The sequence below is a fragment of the Arthrobacter sp. zg-Y20 genome (genome assembly GCF_030142075.1).
In the GTDB taxonomy this organism is placed as follows: domain Bacteria; phylum Actinomycetota; class Actinomycetes; order Actinomycetales; family Micrococcaceae; genus Arthrobacter_B.
In genome coordinates this window covers 1,234,577-1,249,755 of record NZ_CP126241.1, presented here as the reverse complement: position 1 = coordinate 1,249,755, position 15,179 = coordinate 1,234,577, and the positions used below count along the sequence as shown (strand labels likewise).

At 66.7% G+C, this 15,179-nt stretch carries 14 protein-coding genes; 4 read left to right on the top strand and 10 right to left on the bottom strand.

From position 1 onward, the window contains the following. Window positions 1-137 precede the first annotated feature (137 nt). The 3 genes from QNO06_RS06025 to dusB all read right to left on the bottom strand — a co-directional run bounded on the left by QNO06_RS06025 (window position 138) and on the right by dusB (window position 6,138). Window positions 138-3,527, bottom strand: a complete 3,390-nt coding sequence (locus tag QNO06_RS06025) for a thioester domain-containing protein (RefSeq protein ID WP_227913934.1) — start codon at window positions 3,525-3,527, stop codon at window positions 138-140. A 146-nt stretch (window positions 3,528-3,673) separates the two neighbouring features. Beyond that, window positions 3,674-4,957, bottom strand: coding sequence for a deoxyguanosinetriphosphate triphosphohydrolase (locus QNO06_RS06020; protein ID WP_227913933.1), 1,284 nt, complete (start codon window positions 4,955-4,957; stop codon window positions 3,674-3,676). Between the two features lie 8 nt (window positions 4,958-4,965). Continuing rightward, on the bottom strand, window positions 4,966-6,138 hold the full coding sequence (gene dusB, locus QNO06_RS06015) for a tRNA dihydrouridine synthase DusB (protein ID WP_227913932.1): 1,173 nt from the start codon (window positions 6,136-6,138) through the stop codon (window positions 4,966-4,968). A gap of 131 nt (window positions 6,139-6,269) precedes the next feature. Between dusB and QNO06_RS06010 the strand changes: the two genes are divergently transcribed. Further along, window positions 6,270-6,848, top strand: coding sequence for a TetR/AcrR family transcriptional regulator (locus QNO06_RS06010; RefSeq protein ID WP_227913931.1), 579 nt, complete (start codon window positions 6,270-6,272; stop codon window positions 6,846-6,848). A 101-nt stretch (window positions 6,849-6,949) separates the two neighbouring features. Here QNO06_RS06010 and QNO06_RS06005 read toward each other — a convergent pair whose 3' ends face one another. The 3 genes from QNO06_RS06005 to QNO06_RS05995 form a co-directional block, all read right to left on the bottom strand. Next, a complete protein-coding gene (locus tag QNO06_RS06005) occupies window positions 6,950-7,855 on the bottom strand; it encodes a GNAT family N-acetyltransferase (protein WP_227913930.1) in 906 nt (301 codons plus the stop codon). Then, window positions 7,855-9,243: a glycine--tRNA ligase gene (locus QNO06_RS06000; protein ID WP_227913929.1), complete on the bottom strand. Its 1,389-nt coding sequence runs from the start codon at window positions 9,241-9,243 to the stop codon at window positions 7,855-7,857. Before QNO06_RS06000 ends, QNO06_RS06005 begins: the two co-directional genes overlap by 1 nt. 187 nt (window positions 9,244-9,430) lie before the next feature. Then, entirely contained in the window at window positions 9,431-10,444 is a 1,014-nt protein-coding gene (locus QNO06_RS05995; RefSeq protein ID WP_442860188.1) for a DMT family transporter, read from the bottom strand. Between the two features lie 76 nt (window positions 10,445-10,520). On the opposite strand from QNO06_RS05995, the gene QNO06_RS05990 reads away from it, so the two are divergent. Further along, window positions 10,521-10,751, top strand: a complete 231-nt coding sequence (locus tag QNO06_RS05990; protein WP_227913928.1) for an RNA-binding S4 domain-containing protein — start codon at window positions 10,521-10,523, stop codon at window positions 10,749-10,751. A 36-nt stretch (window positions 10,752-10,787) separates the two neighbouring features. Here the strand turns inward: QNO06_RS05990 and QNO06_RS05985 are convergent, their stop codons facing one another. Continuing rightward, entirely contained in the window at window positions 10,788-11,441 is a 654-nt protein-coding gene (locus QNO06_RS05985) for an alpha/beta hydrolase (RefSeq protein WP_227913927.1), read from the bottom strand. Window positions 11,442-11,515: 74 nt separating this feature from the next. Here QNO06_RS05985 and QNO06_RS05980 point away from each other — a divergent pair, with 74 nt between their 5' ends. Then, window positions 11,516-12,379 (top strand): SGNH/GDSL hydrolase family protein, encoded by an 864-nt coding sequence (locus tag QNO06_RS05980; protein WP_442860187.1) that lies wholly within the window; start codon window positions 11,516-11,518, stop codon window positions 12,377-12,379. On the opposite strand, the gene QNO06_RS05975 is transcribed toward QNO06_RS05980, so the two are convergent. Together QNO06_RS05975 and QNO06_RS05970 are read right to left on the bottom strand one after the other, a co-directional pair. Further along, window positions 12,376-12,696 (bottom strand): hypothetical protein, encoded by a 321-nt coding sequence (locus QNO06_RS05975; protein ID WP_227913926.1) that lies wholly within the window; start codon window positions 12,694-12,696, stop codon window positions 12,376-12,378. The genes QNO06_RS05980 and QNO06_RS05975 overlap by 4 nt on opposite strands. Before the next feature lie 30 nt (window positions 12,697-12,726). Continuing rightward, the gene (locus tag QNO06_RS05970; protein ID WP_227913925.1) at window positions 12,727-13,149 is read right to left on the bottom strand and encodes an SRPBCC family protein; all 423 of its coding nucleotides are present in this window, start codon (window positions 13,147-13,149) and stop codon (window positions 12,727-12,729) included. 111 nt (window positions 13,150-13,260) lie between these two features. Here QNO06_RS05970 and QNO06_RS05965 point away from each other — a divergent pair, with 111 nt between their 5' ends. Further along, entirely contained in the window at window positions 13,261-14,034 is a 774-nt protein-coding gene (locus QNO06_RS05965) for a VOC family protein (protein ID WP_227913924.1), read from the top strand. Window positions 14,035-14,047: 13 nt separating this feature from the next. Here the strand turns inward: QNO06_RS05965 and metX are convergent, their stop codons facing one another. After that, window positions 14,048-15,172: a homoserine O-acetyltransferase MetX gene (gene metX / locus QNO06_RS05960; protein WP_442860186.1), complete on the bottom strand. Its 1,125-nt coding sequence runs from the start codon at window positions 15,170-15,172 to the stop codon at window positions 14,048-14,050. Between the last annotated feature and the right edge of the window lie 7 nt (window positions 15,173-15,179).

The window sequence follows — 15,179 nt, the reverse complement described above, 5'->3', positions numbered from 1 at the left end:
CTTCCCAAACGCCTGCACAATTCCCGATATAACTTCCCGATCAGGAAGTCCGGGGACCGCACCAAGCGGTGCGCTTGCCCAAGGAGGCCCGGACTCCCCCAGGCGTCCGGGCCTCCCCTCAGGCTTCGCGAGCACCCTTACTCTTCGCGGCGCTCCTCTTCCCGACGCCGGGTCAGGTATATCCCCAGTCCGCCGAGCAGGCAGAGTCCGGCGCCCAGTGCCAGATAGACCCCTGCGGGTATCTCCAGCCCGGTGCTCGGGAGGTTGGGCCGGACCGGGTTAAAGGGCTCCGGCCGCGGCTCGGGTCCGGGGGCTACGGAACTGTAGGTGTTGGTGATAACAGCCGTAACGGTTTCGCTGGCCGGCACCGTAACCGGACCGGGCAGCTCGGACTCCACGGTGACGGAGGCAGTGGCCCCGGTGCTGGTCTCCGTGACGGTGCATTCGGCGCCGGCGGTCAAACCTGCAAATTCCGTAGATACGTCCCCCGTGGCGCCAGCGGGAATGCTCACGGTTTCATCCAACGCGGACCCATCGGTGCCGCACCGGACTTCCAGGACAATGTCGCCCTGTGTGCCTGCGGCAGCTCCGGCGATGACCTTGGTGACCACCAGCACGCCGGGATTAAAGCCGTAGGTGTTGGTCACCGTCAGCTCCGCACCGCCCGCCGCGGGGATAGTGACCGGATCAGTGATCACCGTGTCCACCGAGACCGTCGTTGTTGCCCCGCTTTCAGTCTCCGTGACAGTGCATTCCGTGCCCGCGGGCAGCTCCTCGAAATTCCTGGTCACCGTTTCGGCGGTCCCGGCGGGAATGGTCACGGTTTCATCCAGGACCGAACCGTCCGGCCCACAGGTCACCTGCAGCACTACTTCGCCCTGCGCTCCTGCCGCGTCACCGGCAAACTCCTTGGTGACGGCCAAGGTTCCGGGGGTAAAGGTGTATGTGTTGGTTACCGTCGCACTGTCCCTGCCGCCAGGCGCTATGGTGACCGGTGTCGGGAGCTCGGAGCTGACCTGGACAAACTCAGTGGCTCCGGTGACCGGTTCCGTGATGGCACAGGAGGCACCTGCCGGAATGTTCAGGAACTGTGCACCTACCTCTCCGGTCTCTCCGGCAGGGATCTCCGAGGATTCCTCGAAGACCGTTTCCCCGGCCAGAGTGCAAAGCACGGCTACCTCCACCGCGTCCTGGTTTCCGGCCGCCTCACCGGTAATGAGCTTGGTGACGATCAGGGTGCCGGGATTCTCGCTATAGGTGTCCGTCACAGTAGCCGTGGCGGTGGCACCTGCGGCGATGGTCACGGAATCAGGCAGGTCCACCACCACGCCTATTTCAGTACTCTCCCCCGTGACGGGTTCGGTGAAGGCGCAGCTCGCGCCTTCCGGGATGCCGGTCAGGGTGCCCGCCGCAACGGTTCCGGTGGCACCGGTTGCGACGGTGAAGGTCCCCTCTGCCACCACCGCGCTCTCCAGGGTGCAGGTCACCTCCAGGGTGACCTCGCCCTGCTCGCCCGCCGACGGGCCGGCAATGGTCTTGTTCACCAGTACTGCCCCAGGATTTACTGTGTACGTGTCCGTGACCGTAACCTCCACGCCGTCGCCGGCCGGGATGGTTACTGCTCCGCCGGCCGGATCGATCACGGTGCTGACGCTGACCTCTGTGGTCGCACCGTCCGCTGTCTCCGTGACGGTGCAGGTGGTCCCGGCGGGAAGCCCCGTGATTTCCTCCGTTATGGGTTCGGTGGTGCCGGCCGGAATGGTGATGGTTCGGCCTGCACCGGAACTGCAGGTGACCTGCAGTGTCACAACGCCCTGCCGGCCCGCCCCGGACCCGGTGATGTCCTTGCGCACCGCAAGCGTCCCGGGATTGAACGTGTAGGTGTTGGTCAGTGCGGCAGTAACGCTCCCTGTCGGCGGAACGACCACAGTCCCCTCGCCTTCGACAGTGACCGCCACGGCAGTGGTCTCCCCCCTTCCGGTTTCCGTCACCGTGCAGCTGGAGCCTACGGCGATGTTGGGGAATTCTGCTGCCTGCGGCGTAAGCGTCCCTTCAGGGATAGTCACCGTTTCATTCAGTACCGTGGCCCCGTCCAGGGTGCAGACCACGGAGATCGTCACCTCGCCCTGCGCGCCGGCTGCCTCCCCCGTATTGGTTTTGGTAACCACCAGTGTCCCGGAGGTGAAGGTGTAGGTGTCCGTGACCGTCGCCGTCGCCGCGGTACCCGAGGGGATCGTCACTGCAGTCGGCACAATGCTTGTGCTCACCGCGACACTTGCATTGGCACCGTTGGTGGGCTCGGTAATGGTACAGACGGAACCTGCCGGGATGTCGGTGAAGGTCTCCGACGGCGCCCCGGTGGATTCGGCGGCGATATTGAACGTGAACTGATATCCGGGTCCGCAGTCGATGCTGATCACCACCGCGTCCTGGCTGCCGGCGGCGGGGCCTTCAATGGACTTGGTGACGGCCAGGGAGCCCACCTCGAAGAACTCCGCCGTGGCACTGGCAGCGGAACTCAGCTCCCGGGTGGCGGCCAGGATCAGCTTCTGCGCGGCATTCACCCCGGGGGTCGCGCCGTCGTAGAGATAGACGTTACCCGTGGGGACGGTAACCGTGGCGCGCGCCGTCACGGTGGCCGGCCCGGTGCCGCCGTCCTCGCTCCGCACCCACACCTGGGTGCCGCTGGCTACGGGATTGGTTAGCGGCACGGTCCCTGCCGCATCTGCGAAGAGCCCAAACCCCTCATCAGCCGTGACGGTGATTTCCGCTGCCTCCGAAGTGACGGTGTAGGGTCCCGCAACCCCTGTGACCGCTGCTTCGGCCGTGGCCGGCGTGATGGAGATGTCCGGGGCGTCCGGCTCGGTAAGCGGTCCCGCAGCAATGGTGGCGTTCACAATCGAGGCAACCGCGGAATACAGGTTGTTCGTGGGATTGACCACGTAACCGTCCGTGAAGAACCAGATGGCGGCCTGCACGGCGGCGGCTTTCCGGTTATCGGTAAGTCCGGCGGGCTGATTGGTATTCGGATAATAGGTGTTCAGGATCCGGTTAACGTATCCGATGTTGGGAACGTTGGACTCATCCCATGACCCGTTTTCATACCCGTAGCCGATGCCGGTAGGTGTACGGATATCAATGCAGTACATCTGTGCCGTGGTGGTCCCGTCGACTTCCTGGGTGTTGATGATGCCGGCGAAGCCTACGGTCTCCCTCTCGTATCCGGAGGGAATGCTGGTGGGGTAGGCCGTTATCGGCCAGCTGGTTCCCACCGGTGGCAGTGCTCCCGGCACATTGCTGACACCGGCCCCCGTGGAGGTGATGACAATATCGGTGTTGGCGTCCGCGATCGGCGCCTGATTCGGCGGCGGTCCCGGATCGATGACAGCCTGCGCAGGCACCGCGAGCGGAACGACCATCAGCAGCAGGCCCGTCAGGAACACCAGGACGCTGCGGAACCGGGATTGCCGGGTCCATCCAAAGACGTGGCGGCGGGGGCGGGGTACACGGGATTGCTGGGGGCTCATCAGGACCTCGGGTGCGCTCGATCGGCCGACATCTCCCGTCAGTGAATCGGAAGACGCTGAACCACCCCGCGCCAGAGGCTAACTGCCCAAACGGCCGTCCACCAGAGAGCAGCCGCGCAATCCTGCAAAGATCCCAGGGAAAGTCCCTACCAGAGCGCCGGAACCGGTCCTACCAGCCGCTCGTGCAGGGCAAGCGCCGAGCCGTCCGTCAGCGAGGCGACCTGGTCCACCACCACGCGCAGCCGGGCGCCGTCGTCGGCCGCGTCCTGCCAGTCGGCAGCGAACATCGGCTCCAGGTGCTTGTCCCCGGTGGCGGAGAGCTGGGCAACCAGGGCCGTGAGGATCTCCCGCTGGCGCTCATACAGCGGCTGGCGCTGGTCGGTGGTCATCACGAAGGTGGTGGCCAGGCCCTTCATCACTGCGATTTCCAGTGCGGTGTCCTCGGGGACCACCATCTGGGCGTTGTAGCGCGTCAGCGGGTCCCTGCCGTAAATGCCGCGGGTGGCTTCCAGGGCACTGTTGCAGAACCTGCCGATCAGTTGGCTGGTCATGTCCTTCAGCGCGGCCATGGCGCGGCGGCTGCCATCAGACTCCCGGACCCACACCCGGGTTGCTTCCAGCCGTGCCAGTGCCGCCTCAATGGCAGCGGGGTCGACGCCGGGCAGGTACCACTGCTGCGTGTAGCCGACTACGCGGGCCCGCTGGTCGGGGTTGTCCAGCCACTTGAGCTGCACGTGGCCGGCGACAATGGCGTCCTCGACGTCGTGCACGGAGTAGGAGATGTCATCGGCCAGGTCCATGACCTGGGCCTCGAGGCAGGAGCGGCCCTCGGGGGCGCCGTCGCGCAGCCAGGTGAAGACCGGCAGGTCATCCTCGTACACGCCGAACTTGGTGGTGCGGTGCCCGTTAACCAGCGGGGCGTCGGCGATGGACCACGGGTACTTGGTGGCGGCGTCCAGGCTGGCGCGGGTCAGGTTCAGCCCGGCCGGCGTGCCGTCCGGGGCGATGATCTTCGGTTCCAGCCGGGTCAGCAGCCGCAGTGTCTGGGCGTTGCCCTCGAACCCGCCGATCACGTGCGCTATGTCGTTCAGCGCGGTCTCGCCGTTGTGGCCGAAGGGCGGGTGCCCCAGGTCATGGGAGAGGCAGGCGGCATCGACGACGTCGGGGTCGCAGCCCAGCGCGTTGCCCAGTTCCCGGCCCACCTGGGCCACTTCCAAGCTGTGCGTCAGCCGTGTCCGCACGAAGTCATCCGTATCCGGGGCCACCACCTGGGTTTTGGCCCCGAGCCGGCGCAGCGCGGAAGAATGCAGCACCCGCGCCCGGTCACGGCCGAACTGCGTGCGGTTGGTGTTTTTGGCCGGCTCGGTAACCCAACGGGCCAGGTCAACATCGGTATAGCCTGCGGTGGAAACTGCCTGCGGGAAGGTCATGGGTTGCTTTAGCCGCCTGATACGTCGAGTTCAGCTGCCGAAATGATGGCTTTCTGGGAGGCGTTCAGTTCCCGCCCGTCCAGCCAGCCTTCCGGCAGCGCTGTCTTTTTGGGTGTGCCGGCCCGTCCGCGCGGTCCCTCGGCGTCGGCGCCGGGGTACGGAGCTTCGGGATCCAGCTGGTCCAGCAGTTCACGGAGCACCGCCAGGGACGGTACCGTCGCCAGTTTAGCGCGGAGGTCTCCCCCGACCACGTAGCCCTTGAAGTACCAGGCCATGTGCTTGCGGATGTCGCGCAGGGCAATGACTTCGTCCCCGAAGGTCTCCACCAGCAACTCGGCATGCCGGTACACGCTGTCCGAAACCTGCTTCAGTCCGGGCCGGTGCCGTTCGGTGCTGCCCTCGAAGGCGGCCTCCAGGTCACCGAACAGCCAGGGCCGGCCCTGGCAGCCGCGGCCGATGACGACGCCGTCCACACCGGTTTCGCGCACCATGCGGATCGCGTCCTCGGCGGACCAGATGTCGCCGTTGCCCAGGACGTTCATGTCCGGCAGGGCTTCGCGCAGTTCGGCGATGGCGGACCAGTCGGCCTTGCCGGAGTAGAACTGCGAGGCCGTGCGGCCGTGCAGGGTCACCGCGGCCACCCCGGAGTCGCGGGCGATCTTCCCCGCGTCAAGGAAGGTCAGGTGGTCCTCGTCAATGCCCTTGCGCATCTTGATGGTCAGGGGCACGTTGCCGCGGGAAGCTTCCTTCACGGCGGTCTGCACAATGGCGGTGAACAGGTCCAGCTTCCAGGGCAGCGCCGAGCCGCCGCCCTTGCGGGTGACCTTGGGCACCGGGCAGCCGAAGTTCAGGTCGATGTGGTCGGCGCGGTCTTCCTCCACCAGGAGGCGGACGGCTGCACCGACGGTCTTGGGGTCCACACCGTACAGCTGGACGGAGCGGACCTTTTCGTCGTCGTCGTGCTTGATGATGCGCATCGACTCCGGCGAACGTTCCACCAGGGCGCGCGAGGTGACCATTTCGGTCACGTAGAGGCCGCCGCCGTATTCACGGCAGAGCCGGCGGAAGGCCTTGTTGGTAATACCGGCCATGGGAGCCAGAATCACCGGGGTGTCCACAGTGATGGGGCCTAATTGCAGCGGGGGAAGCTCGAGCTTGAGCTCCGGAGATAGAACAGTCACCTGTCTATTCTCGCAAGTGGATGCAAATCCTGCTCAGAACACCGCTGCACCTTCCGGTAAACGCGCCCGGTTGCGCCGCCAACTAAGATCAGTGGAAGAGATGTTTTCCATCGTGAAGGACGTACTGCCGCATGCCACGCGAATCCGGAACCCAGCGCGCCATACTGGATGCCGCGCTGGAACTAGCCGCAGCGAACGGCATCTCCGGCACCACCATGGATGACGTGGCCGAACGGGCCGGTGTGGCCAAGGGCAGCCTCTATTACAACTTCTCCTCCAAGGACAAGCTTTTCGAGAAGCTGACGCTGGAGGGTGTGGGCTCCCTGACTGATTCGCTGCGGACAGCACGGAGCGGCCGTACGGGCTGGCCTGCCATCGAGTCCATGGTCCGGGCCCTCCTGGAACTGCTGTACGAAAACCGGGCGCTGGCCAAGCTGATGGCCGCCGAAATCCTGCGCACCGACCGCACCTGGCAGCACTCCATGCACCTGCTGCGCCAGGAGGCGCTGGCCGAGTTCGTGGAACCGATCCGTGAGACCGTGCAGGAGAACGGGACCGACGGCCCGGACAATGTGATGCTGATAGCCGGCAGTGTTTTCGGCGCCACCCTGATGGCTGCCCTGGACTGGCTGGTGTTTGACCCCGAACGCCCGCTGGAAAAGGTCACGGACTCAGTGCTGTATGCCCTGTCCGGCCAGCTCAAGTCCTAGCCGCTCTTTCCGGCCGCAGCCGCCGCAAACAGAAAAGCGGCGGCCCCCGGAATCGAAGTAATCCTCGATGCAGGGACCGCCGCTTTCGGCGCCGGTAACGCCTAGTCGCTGAGGATCAGCGTTTCGCTGCCGACCTGCCGGGCCACCCCGGCACGGGTCAGCGGTTCCAGTGCGCGGACCACGGCAGTCATGGACTCGTCGATTTCCAGCTGCACCGGATACTGGTACGCCAGCATGGCGATGAGCGACTCCACGGCGGCCTGCGCCTCGGCGTCGTCCAGCGTGGTGTCATAGCCCACCAGCACGTCCGCAGGCTCGTCAGTGCGTTCCTGCGTGTAGCTCACCGCGAAGGCGGCAATCTTCCCGCCGTCCTTCTTTGGCTTGTCCCGCAGCACAATGGCTCCGGAGGCACCGGTGGCGTCATTGAGCAGCATCTGCTGGGCCCGGCCCAGGTTCATGTCCGCCCGGTCCCAGCCGTGCACCGAGTTGTAGAACTCCGTCACCGCTGAGGTCAGCTCCACCGAACCGGTGGCGGCCTCGTCCAGCTGGGGACCGTCGTCGGTGAACACGGGCAGTTTCAGCTTGCCCGGCTCCACCACAATCACGGCCGAGCGCTGGATGGGTGTCAGCCCGACAGCTTCGGCGAACTTTGCGCCCGGGGTGCCCGGCTCCACCTTCGCGCGCAGCTTCCGCACGCCCGACGGCGCGGATTCGGCTTCCTTGCGAAGCATGCCCAGCAGGGTGCTGCCGAGGCCTGCGCGCCGGTTTTCCCGGGCTACCTCCACGTAGGCCCAGAGCCGGTCCGGGTGCAGGCTGGTCTCGTAGACCACCCCGGCGGCCACGGGGATACCGTCGTCTTCGGCCACAATGCAGCGGCTCCACGGTTCGTTGGAGGACGGGCGGAGCACGGCACGAAACTGGCCGGCCTGCACGCTCTCCGGATCGCCCCAGAGCTGGTTCAGCTTGAGATCGTCGTCTTCACGCCATTCGCGGAATGAAAGAGCCATTACGCGCCGATCAGGCGTTCGGCGAGGTAGCCCTCGACCTTGTCCAGGCTCACCCGCTCCTGGGCCATCGTGTCGCGTTCACGCACGGTGACGGCCTGATCCTCGAGGGTGTCGAAGTCCACGGTGATGCAGAACGGGGTGCCGATCTCGTCCTGGCGGCGGTAGCGGCGGCCAATGGCGCCGGCGTCGTCGAAGTCGATGTTCCAGTTCCGGCGCAGCTGCGCGGCGAGGTCCTTGGCCTTGGGCGAGAGGTCCTCGTTGCGGCTCAGCGGCAGCACGGCGGCCTTGACCGGGGCGAGGCGCGGATCCAGTTTCAGGACGGTGCGCTTGTCCACTCCGCCCTTGGCGTTGGGGGCCTCGTCCTCGGTGTAGGAGTCCACCAGGAACGCCATGAAGGAACGGGTCAGGCCGGCGGCGGGCTCAATCACGTACGGGGTGAAACGCTCGTTGGTGGCCTGGTTGAAGTAGCTCAGGTCCGTGCCGGAGTGCTTGGAGTGCGTGCCGAGGTCGAAGTCGGTGCGGTTGGCAATGCCTTCCAGCTCGCCCCACTCGGAGCCCTGGAAGCCGAAGCGGTATTCGACGTCGGTGGTGCCCTTGGAGTAGTGGCTCAGCTTTTCCAGCGGGTGCTCGAACAGCCGCAGGTTTTCGGGATCGATGCCCAGGCCCACATACCAGTTGAAGCGGTTTTCGATCCAGTACTTGTGCCATTCCTCGTCCGTGCCCGGCTCAACGAAGAACTCCATTTCCATCTGCTCGAACTCGCGGGTGCGGAAGATGAAGTTACCCGGCGTGATTTCGTTGCGGAAGCTCTTGCCGATCTGGCCGATGCCGAACGGCGGCTTCTTCCGCGAGGTGGTCAGCACGTTGTTGAAGTTCACGAAGATGCCCTGCGCGGTTTCCGGGCGCAGGTAGTGCATCCCTTCCTCGTTGGCCACCGGGCCCAGGAAGGTCTTGAGCAGGCCGGAGAATTCCTGCGGTTCGGTCCACTGTCCCTTGGTGCCGCAGTTGGCACAGGCAATATCGGCCAGGCCGTTCTCAGGGGCGTGGCCCTTCTTTTCCTCGTAAGCCTCTTCGAGGTGGTCGGCACGGTAGCGCTTGTGGCAGCTCAGGCACTCGACCAGCGGATCGGAGAAGACCTCCACGTGGCCTGATGCTTCCCAGACCTGGCGCGGCAGGATGACGGCCGAGTCCAGGCCTACGACGTCGTCGCGGCCGCGGACCATGTGCTGCCACCACTGCTTCTTGATGTTTTCCTTGAGCTCGACACCCAGGGGGCCGTAATCCCATGCGGACCGGGAACCGCCGTAAATCTCACCCGACTGGAAAACGAAGCCCCTGCGCTTGGCCAGGGAGATGATCGGATCCAGCTTGGATTTGGTCGAAGCCATGGAATGGTACCGCCGTTCTTTTCGTGTATACAGGGCCGCTGGGTGCGGTCCGCTCGTGGTCCCGGGCCCGTCCGCGCAGCTTCAAAGGGCATGCGGGGACAGTGCCAACAGGCAAAGCTTAACTACCAGCTTAAGGCGAGCAGGGCCCGCCCACCTACCGGAGCCGTTCGGTGCGTCGCTGCCCGTCTCAGCGGGGCGTGCCGGCGGTGTCCGGCCGGGAGGAACGGCGACGGCGGAACGGACCGCCGCCGGGCATGTTCCACGGCAGGGTGGCCAGCACAATGGCGGCCAGGGTCAGCAGGGTGCCGAGCACCGTGGCTGCCACCACTGTGGTTCCCGGGGCCGGGAAGACAATATCGAGCAGCAGGGAGCCGATCAGCTGTCCGCCGATCAGGCCGAGGCTCGTCAGCAGCACTCCCAGGCTGCGCACCAGCAGCGCTGCCAGGCCAATAAAGACGCACCCCATCGGGCCGCCCAGGTACAGCCACCATTCTCCCGGCAGCGGGTTGCCCAGACCGGACACAGCCACCTTGATGCCCCACATCACGGCCAGCAGGACGGTGCCCGAGATGAAGTTCACCAGCGTGGCCGTGATGGGAGTGCCGTAGTGCATGCCCGTAGTGCCGTTCATGGCCTGCTGGAAACTCATCAGCATGCCGGCCGTCAGCGGCAGCAGCACCGGCAGCAGCCAGGCGGACGGATCCTGCCCGCCGGTCAGCTTCGGGCTGACAGCCCAGGCCACCGCGGCAATGGTCAGCACCGCTCCCACCACGCGCATCACGGTCAGCGCCTTCTTACCGGCGGGGCCGATCCCGAGCCGGTCCACCACCAGTCCGGTCAGGGTCTGCCCGGCGACTGCGGCCACCGTGAACACGGCGACGCCCAGCACGGCGACGGTAAGGGTCTGGGAAAGAACAAAATAGCCGCCGATCATGCCGGCCAGTACGTAGTAGCGCGGAAAGCGCCGTTCGCGCAGGGCAGGCAGCAACTGGGAGGCGCCGGCGCGCCCGCGCGGAAGGACGACGCTGATGGCGCTCATCACTACCAAGCCAACGGTAAAGCTGACCAGTGCAGCGGCCAGGCCGTCGTCAAGCCGCTGTCCGAGGGTTCCGTTCACGCGCGTCTGGACCGGCATGGCGACGCCGGCGAGGAGGGACAGGGGCAGACCGATCAGCGGGGACATCCGCACAGCATTTGGCACGCGTCCACCCTACCGCCGCCCGCGTGCCCGCCGTTCCCCTGCGTCCGGCGTCGTCGTCATCGGGCAGAATGGAAGGATGAGTTCCCCCGATGCCCAAGACCTGCCCATCCGCGACGAAATGATCCGCCTCGGCCAGCTGCTCAAACTCGCGAACCTGGCCGAAGACGGCATCCATGCCAAGCAACTGATCGAAGACGGCCTGGTGAAGGTCAACGGCGACATCGAGGAGCGGCGCGGCCGGCAGCTGCACGCCGGTGACGAAGTAACCGTGAACGGTGAAACTGTCCGGATTGTCCGCGAAGGCTGACCTTTCGGCCCGGACGGCGGCGCTGGGACGTCCGGATTAGGACGTCCGGGCGCCGCGCAGCACCGTATGCGTGAGGAATTCCTTCACGTGCCCCAGCTCCTGCATGTTAATGCCGTGGCCCATGTTCGAGTACAGGATCTTGGTCAGCGCAGTGTGCGTATTGAGCCAGGCGTGCGTGTATTCGATCCGGGCTGCGTCGATCACCGGGTCGGCCTGGTCCCGGCCCCAGAAGAACGGCACCTTGCGCTCCGCCAGCTCGCCGTCAGAAAAGAACGCGTGGTCCTGCGAGGGCACTACAAAACCGGACAGCCCGACGACGGCGGCGAAGTCCCGGGGGCGGTGGCGCAGCAGCGAGGTGGCAACGGCCATCCCCATGGAGAAGCCCAGCATGCTCACGCTGCTGTGCCCGGTGCTGATGCCGTCCAGCCAGTCGGACACGGCGGATACTGAGTCCACCACGGCCTCCACGGAGTAGTCGGCGTCAGCCGTCAGCGGGAACCAGGTGTAGCCGGGGCCCATTGCCTGCGGGGCCCGCACCGAGGCGATGGTGAACTCTGCCGGGAGGTAGTCGGTGAGGCCCATGAGGTCCTCCTCGTTGGCCAGGTGACCGTGAAAAAGGACGAGCAGCGGAGTGCCGGCGCGTTCGGCTTCAGGCTTGGACCACAGGACAACGGGATTCTCGAAAGTCATGGGTCCAATTCTGGCACGCCCTTATTTACAACCTACGGTCGCGTAGCCTGCGGGCCGTTTGCAAGAATTGACCGGTGAGTACAAATTACCTGTCCCAAGCCGCTCCCGCCCCCGAGTCCGGACGACAGCAGCCGCCGGCTCACCTCTGGTCCCGGATGGTTGCCATGGGCGATTCCTTCACCGAAGGCATTGGCGATCCCGACCCGAACAGTCCGGGCGGCAACCGCGGGTGGGCGGACCGCGTGGCCGAGGAACTCGCGTCAGGCCAGCCCGACTTCGCTTACGCGAACCTGGCTATCCGCGGACGGCTGCTCAACCAGATTGTCGACGAGCAGCTGGAACCGGCCCTGGCACTGAAGCCGGACCTGGTGACCATCTGCGCCGGCGGAAACGACGTCATCCGTCCCGGCGGCGATCCGGACCGGCTGGCCGAACGCATGGACGGAGCCGTGGCCCAGCTGCGCGCCGCCGGTGCCGGAGTGGTCCTCTTTACCGGCCCGGACCTCGGGAACACTCCGGTGCTGAGCAGCGTCCGGGGCCGTGCCGCCATCTACAACGAGAACCTGCGGACCGTGGCCAAGCGGCACGGCGCCGTCGTTGCGGACATGTGGGCGCTGCGCGAACTGAACGATCCGCGGATGTGGGCTCCGGACCGGCTGCATTTCTCTCCGCTGGGCCATCACACCATTGCGGCCATGGTGCTGGACACCCTCAATGTCCCGCACACCCTGGAACCGCTGGAAACCAAACCCCTGCAGGCCAAGAAATGGCGTGCCGCCCGGTCCGAGGACCTGGTCTGGGCCCGGGAATTCCTCCTGCCCTGGGTGGTCCGCCGGGTGCGCCACCAGTCCTCCGGCGACGGTATTTCCGCCAAGCGGCCCGAGGCCGGCCCCATGTTCGGGGCACCGATGCCGCAGGGCGCCGGCGAAGCCGACTAGCGGCCCTGCGCGGCCGGCTGGCCGGTGCGCCCGCGCCGGCCCAGCCGGAACCCGCCCCAGAAGGCAGCGGCGAGCAGTCCCGCCGCCACAAGCAGATACCCCAACTGCATTCGTCCGGTGAGCATCAGCAGCTTCCCCGGCCCGGTGCTTTCCTCCAGCGGCCCGTAGGCAAACCAGCCGAAGGACTCCACCGGTGCGGTGGCGGCCAGGACGACGCCGGCAACCACCAGCGCCGCTGCCGCCAGCGGGACCATTGAGGCCTTGAGGATCCTGGCTGCCGGGCTGCGGCGGCCGGACACATCTGCTGCATTGCTCATGGCGGCAAGACTAACCCGCGCCGCGCCTGCTCACTTCTCTGCCTGCTCGATCAGGTTCGCCAGATGGAAGGCCCAGCCCTCACGGTGCGCCTCGGATAACGCCGGCCCAGATTTCAGGGCGGCGAACCCGCTCTCGGTGACGGCGACGTCTGTCGCACTGCCCTCCCCGCCGTCGTCGTCCGCCGGCGTGAGTTCAAAGCTGACCACTGTGTGCGCCTCCCAGTCCGGAGCTGTCCAGCGGAAGGAAAAAAGGTGGCCCGGGGCCACGGCCAGGACCGTGCCGCTGGCCGTATGCTCCACCCCGTCCTCCATCCAGCGCTCCTGCAGCGGAGAGCCGGGATGCGGCGAGAAATCCATGTCCGGCCACCACGCCGCCCGGTTGTCAACGAGTGCATGCCAAAGGGCCTGCGGCGAGCACTGGGCCCGCCCCTGCAGATGGATCCGGTCAGTCATGGCATTGTTTTCGCACGGATAGGCCCTGCTGGCAAGGGCACCGCCCTGTTGCCCGGCGGGCCCAGTTGATATAGCTGGGACTCCCGGCCCCCACCCGAGAGCAGGACTGCCATGCCCGAAGTGTCCGCCCCGTTTCCCGCCGGCGCCCCGTGCTGGGCGGACCTGGCCAGCTCCGACCCGCAGCGGGCCAGGGAGTTTTACGCCGGGTTGCTGGGGTGGGAGGCTGCTGTGTCCGAACCGGGCGGGTATGCCGACTTCCTCCATCGGGGCTCGGCGGTGGCCGGACTGATGCCCAACTCCCCCGAAACCGCCTACCCGGATACCTGGACGGTGTACCTGGCTTTCGGGGATGCCGCCGGTTCAGCGGATGCGGCTGCCGAGGCCGGCGGGCAGGTGATGCTGGATCCGCAGCAGGTGGGGACCAAGGGATCAATGGCCCTGCTCGGTGACCCGTCCGGAGGAACCATCGGCATCTGGCAGCCGGCGGACCATTCCGGATTCGCCCGGATCGACGAGGCGGGGGCACCGGTCTGGTACGAGCTGCTGACCAGCGACTATCCGGCCGCCCTGCGGTTCTACCGGGACGTCTTCGGGTGGGAGACCGAAGTCCTCTCCGATACCGCCGACTTCCGGTACACCACCGTCCAGAGCAACGGCCGGCCAGTAGCCGGCGTGATGGACGGCGCCGCGGACCTGCCCGACGGGATCCCCTCGCACTGGGAGCTCTACTTCGGGCACACCGACGTCGACGCCGCTGCCGACCTGGCCGAGGAACTGGGCGGGGCGGTGCTCACCCCGCCCGAAGACTCCCCTTACGGCCGGATGGTCCAGCTGGCTGATCCCACCGGTGCAGCCTTCTGGCTGATGGAGGCCGAGGCAGACTAGCCCGCCCCGCGGCTCAGGCGAAAAACGCCGCCCGGAGCGGGCCGGCAATCTCCTGCGCGTTGGTCAGGAAACCGTCATGCCCTATCGGTGCCCGGATCAGGTGCACGGAGGTACCCCGGGGCAGGGCCGCGGCCAGGTCGGCTGACTGCTGTGGAAAGTACAGCCGGTCCGACTCGACCGCCGCGATGAAGAACTCGGCACCGGTCCCCCGCAGTGCCTCGCGCAGGGATCCTCGTCCGCGCGCGACGTCGTGCCCCGCGAGAGCTTCGGTGAGCACCAGATAGGTGTTGGCGTCAAAGCGGTCCACGAGTTTTTCCGCCTGGTGGTCCAGGTAGCTTTCCACCGCGTAGCGGCCCCTCTGTGCAGGGAACGCGGCACCGAACGGGTCCTCGGTTCCCTGCGGACTGCGCCCGAACCGGTACTCCAGCTCCGGCTCGGACCGGTAGGTGATGTGGGCTATCCGCCGCGCCAGCCCGAGCCCGGCCAGCGGCGGGGCACCGTTGTAGTAGTCCCCGCCGTTGAACGCCGGGTCCAGCCGGATCGCGGCCAGCTGCGCCTGGGCAAAAGCGATCTGCTCCGCGGTGCTGGCCGCCGTCGCCGCAATGACGGCGCAGCGTTTCACCCGCCCGGGTTCGGTAACCGCCCATTCCAAGGCCCGTGCTCCCCCGAGCGAACCGCCCAGCACGGTGTGCCAGGCCCGGATCCCGAGCAGGTCGGCCAGCCGTGCCTCGGCGCGCACCGAGTCGCGGACGGTGACAAACGGGAACCGGGATCCCCAGGGCAGTCCCTGCGGATCCGGGGACGAGGGACCGGTGGAACCGTAGCAACCGCCCAGCATGTTCGCCGCCACCACATAGAACCGGTTGGTGTCCACGGTTTTGCCCGGCCCCACCAGGTCATCCCACCAGCCCGGTTCATCCGTATCGCCCCGAGCCACGTGGGTGCTGCCGGTCAGCGCATGGGCAATAAACACTGCGTTGCCGGCGTCGGCGTCGAGCCGTCCCCACGTTTCGTAACCGAGGACGACGTCGGGCAGGTAACCGCCCGTTTCCAGGTCGAGTCCGCCAATGGAGGCGAACTGCAGCACCCCGTCCCGGTCGGTGACGGGGTGCTGCAGAGCGGGGTGCCGGATCGCCACGGAAGGC

What these genes read in the sequence shown, in the direction of transcription:
- QNO06_RS06025 (WP_227913934.1), bottom strand. Translation starts at nt 3,527, where the DNA reads ATGAGCCCCCAGCAATCCCGTGTACCCCGCCCCCGCCGCCACGTCTTT.
- QNO06_RS06020 (WP_227913933.1), bottom strand. Translation starts at nt 4,957, where the DNA reads ATGACCTTCCCGCAGGCAGTTTCCACCGCAGGCTATACCGATGTTGAC.
- QNO06_RS06010 (WP_227913931.1), top strand. Translation starts at nt 6,270, where the DNA reads ATGCCACGCGAATCCGGAACCCAGCGCGCCATACTGGATGCCGCGCTG.
- QNO06_RS06005 (WP_227913930.1), bottom strand. Translation starts at nt 7,855, where the DNA reads ATGGCTCTTTCATTCCGCGAATGGCGTGAAGACGACGATCTCAAGCTG.
- QNO06_RS06000 (WP_227913929.1), bottom strand. Translation starts at nt 9,243, where the DNA reads ATGGCTTCGACCAAATCCAAGCTGGATCCGATCATCTCCCTGGCCAAG.
- QNO06_RS05990 (WP_227913928.1), top strand. Translation starts at nt 10,521, where the DNA reads ATGAGTTCCCCCGATGCCCAAGACCTGCCCATCCGCGACGAAATGATC.
- QNO06_RS05985 (WP_227913927.1), bottom strand. Translation starts at nt 11,441, where the DNA reads ATGACTTTCGAGAATCCCGTTGTCCTGTGGTCCAAGCCTGAAGCCGAA.
- QNO06_RS05975 (WP_227913926.1), bottom strand. Translation starts at nt 12,696, where the DNA reads ATGAGCAATGCAGCAGATGTGTCCGGCCGCCGCAGCCCGGCAGCCAGG.
- QNO06_RS05970 (WP_227913925.1), bottom strand. Translation starts at nt 13,149, where the DNA reads ATGACTGACCGGATCCATCTGCAGGGGCGGGCCCAGTGCTCGCCGCAG.
- QNO06_RS05965 (WP_227913924.1), top strand. Translation starts at nt 13,261, where the DNA reads ATGCCCGAAGTGTCCGCCCCGTTTCCCGCCGGCGCCCCGTGCTGGGCG.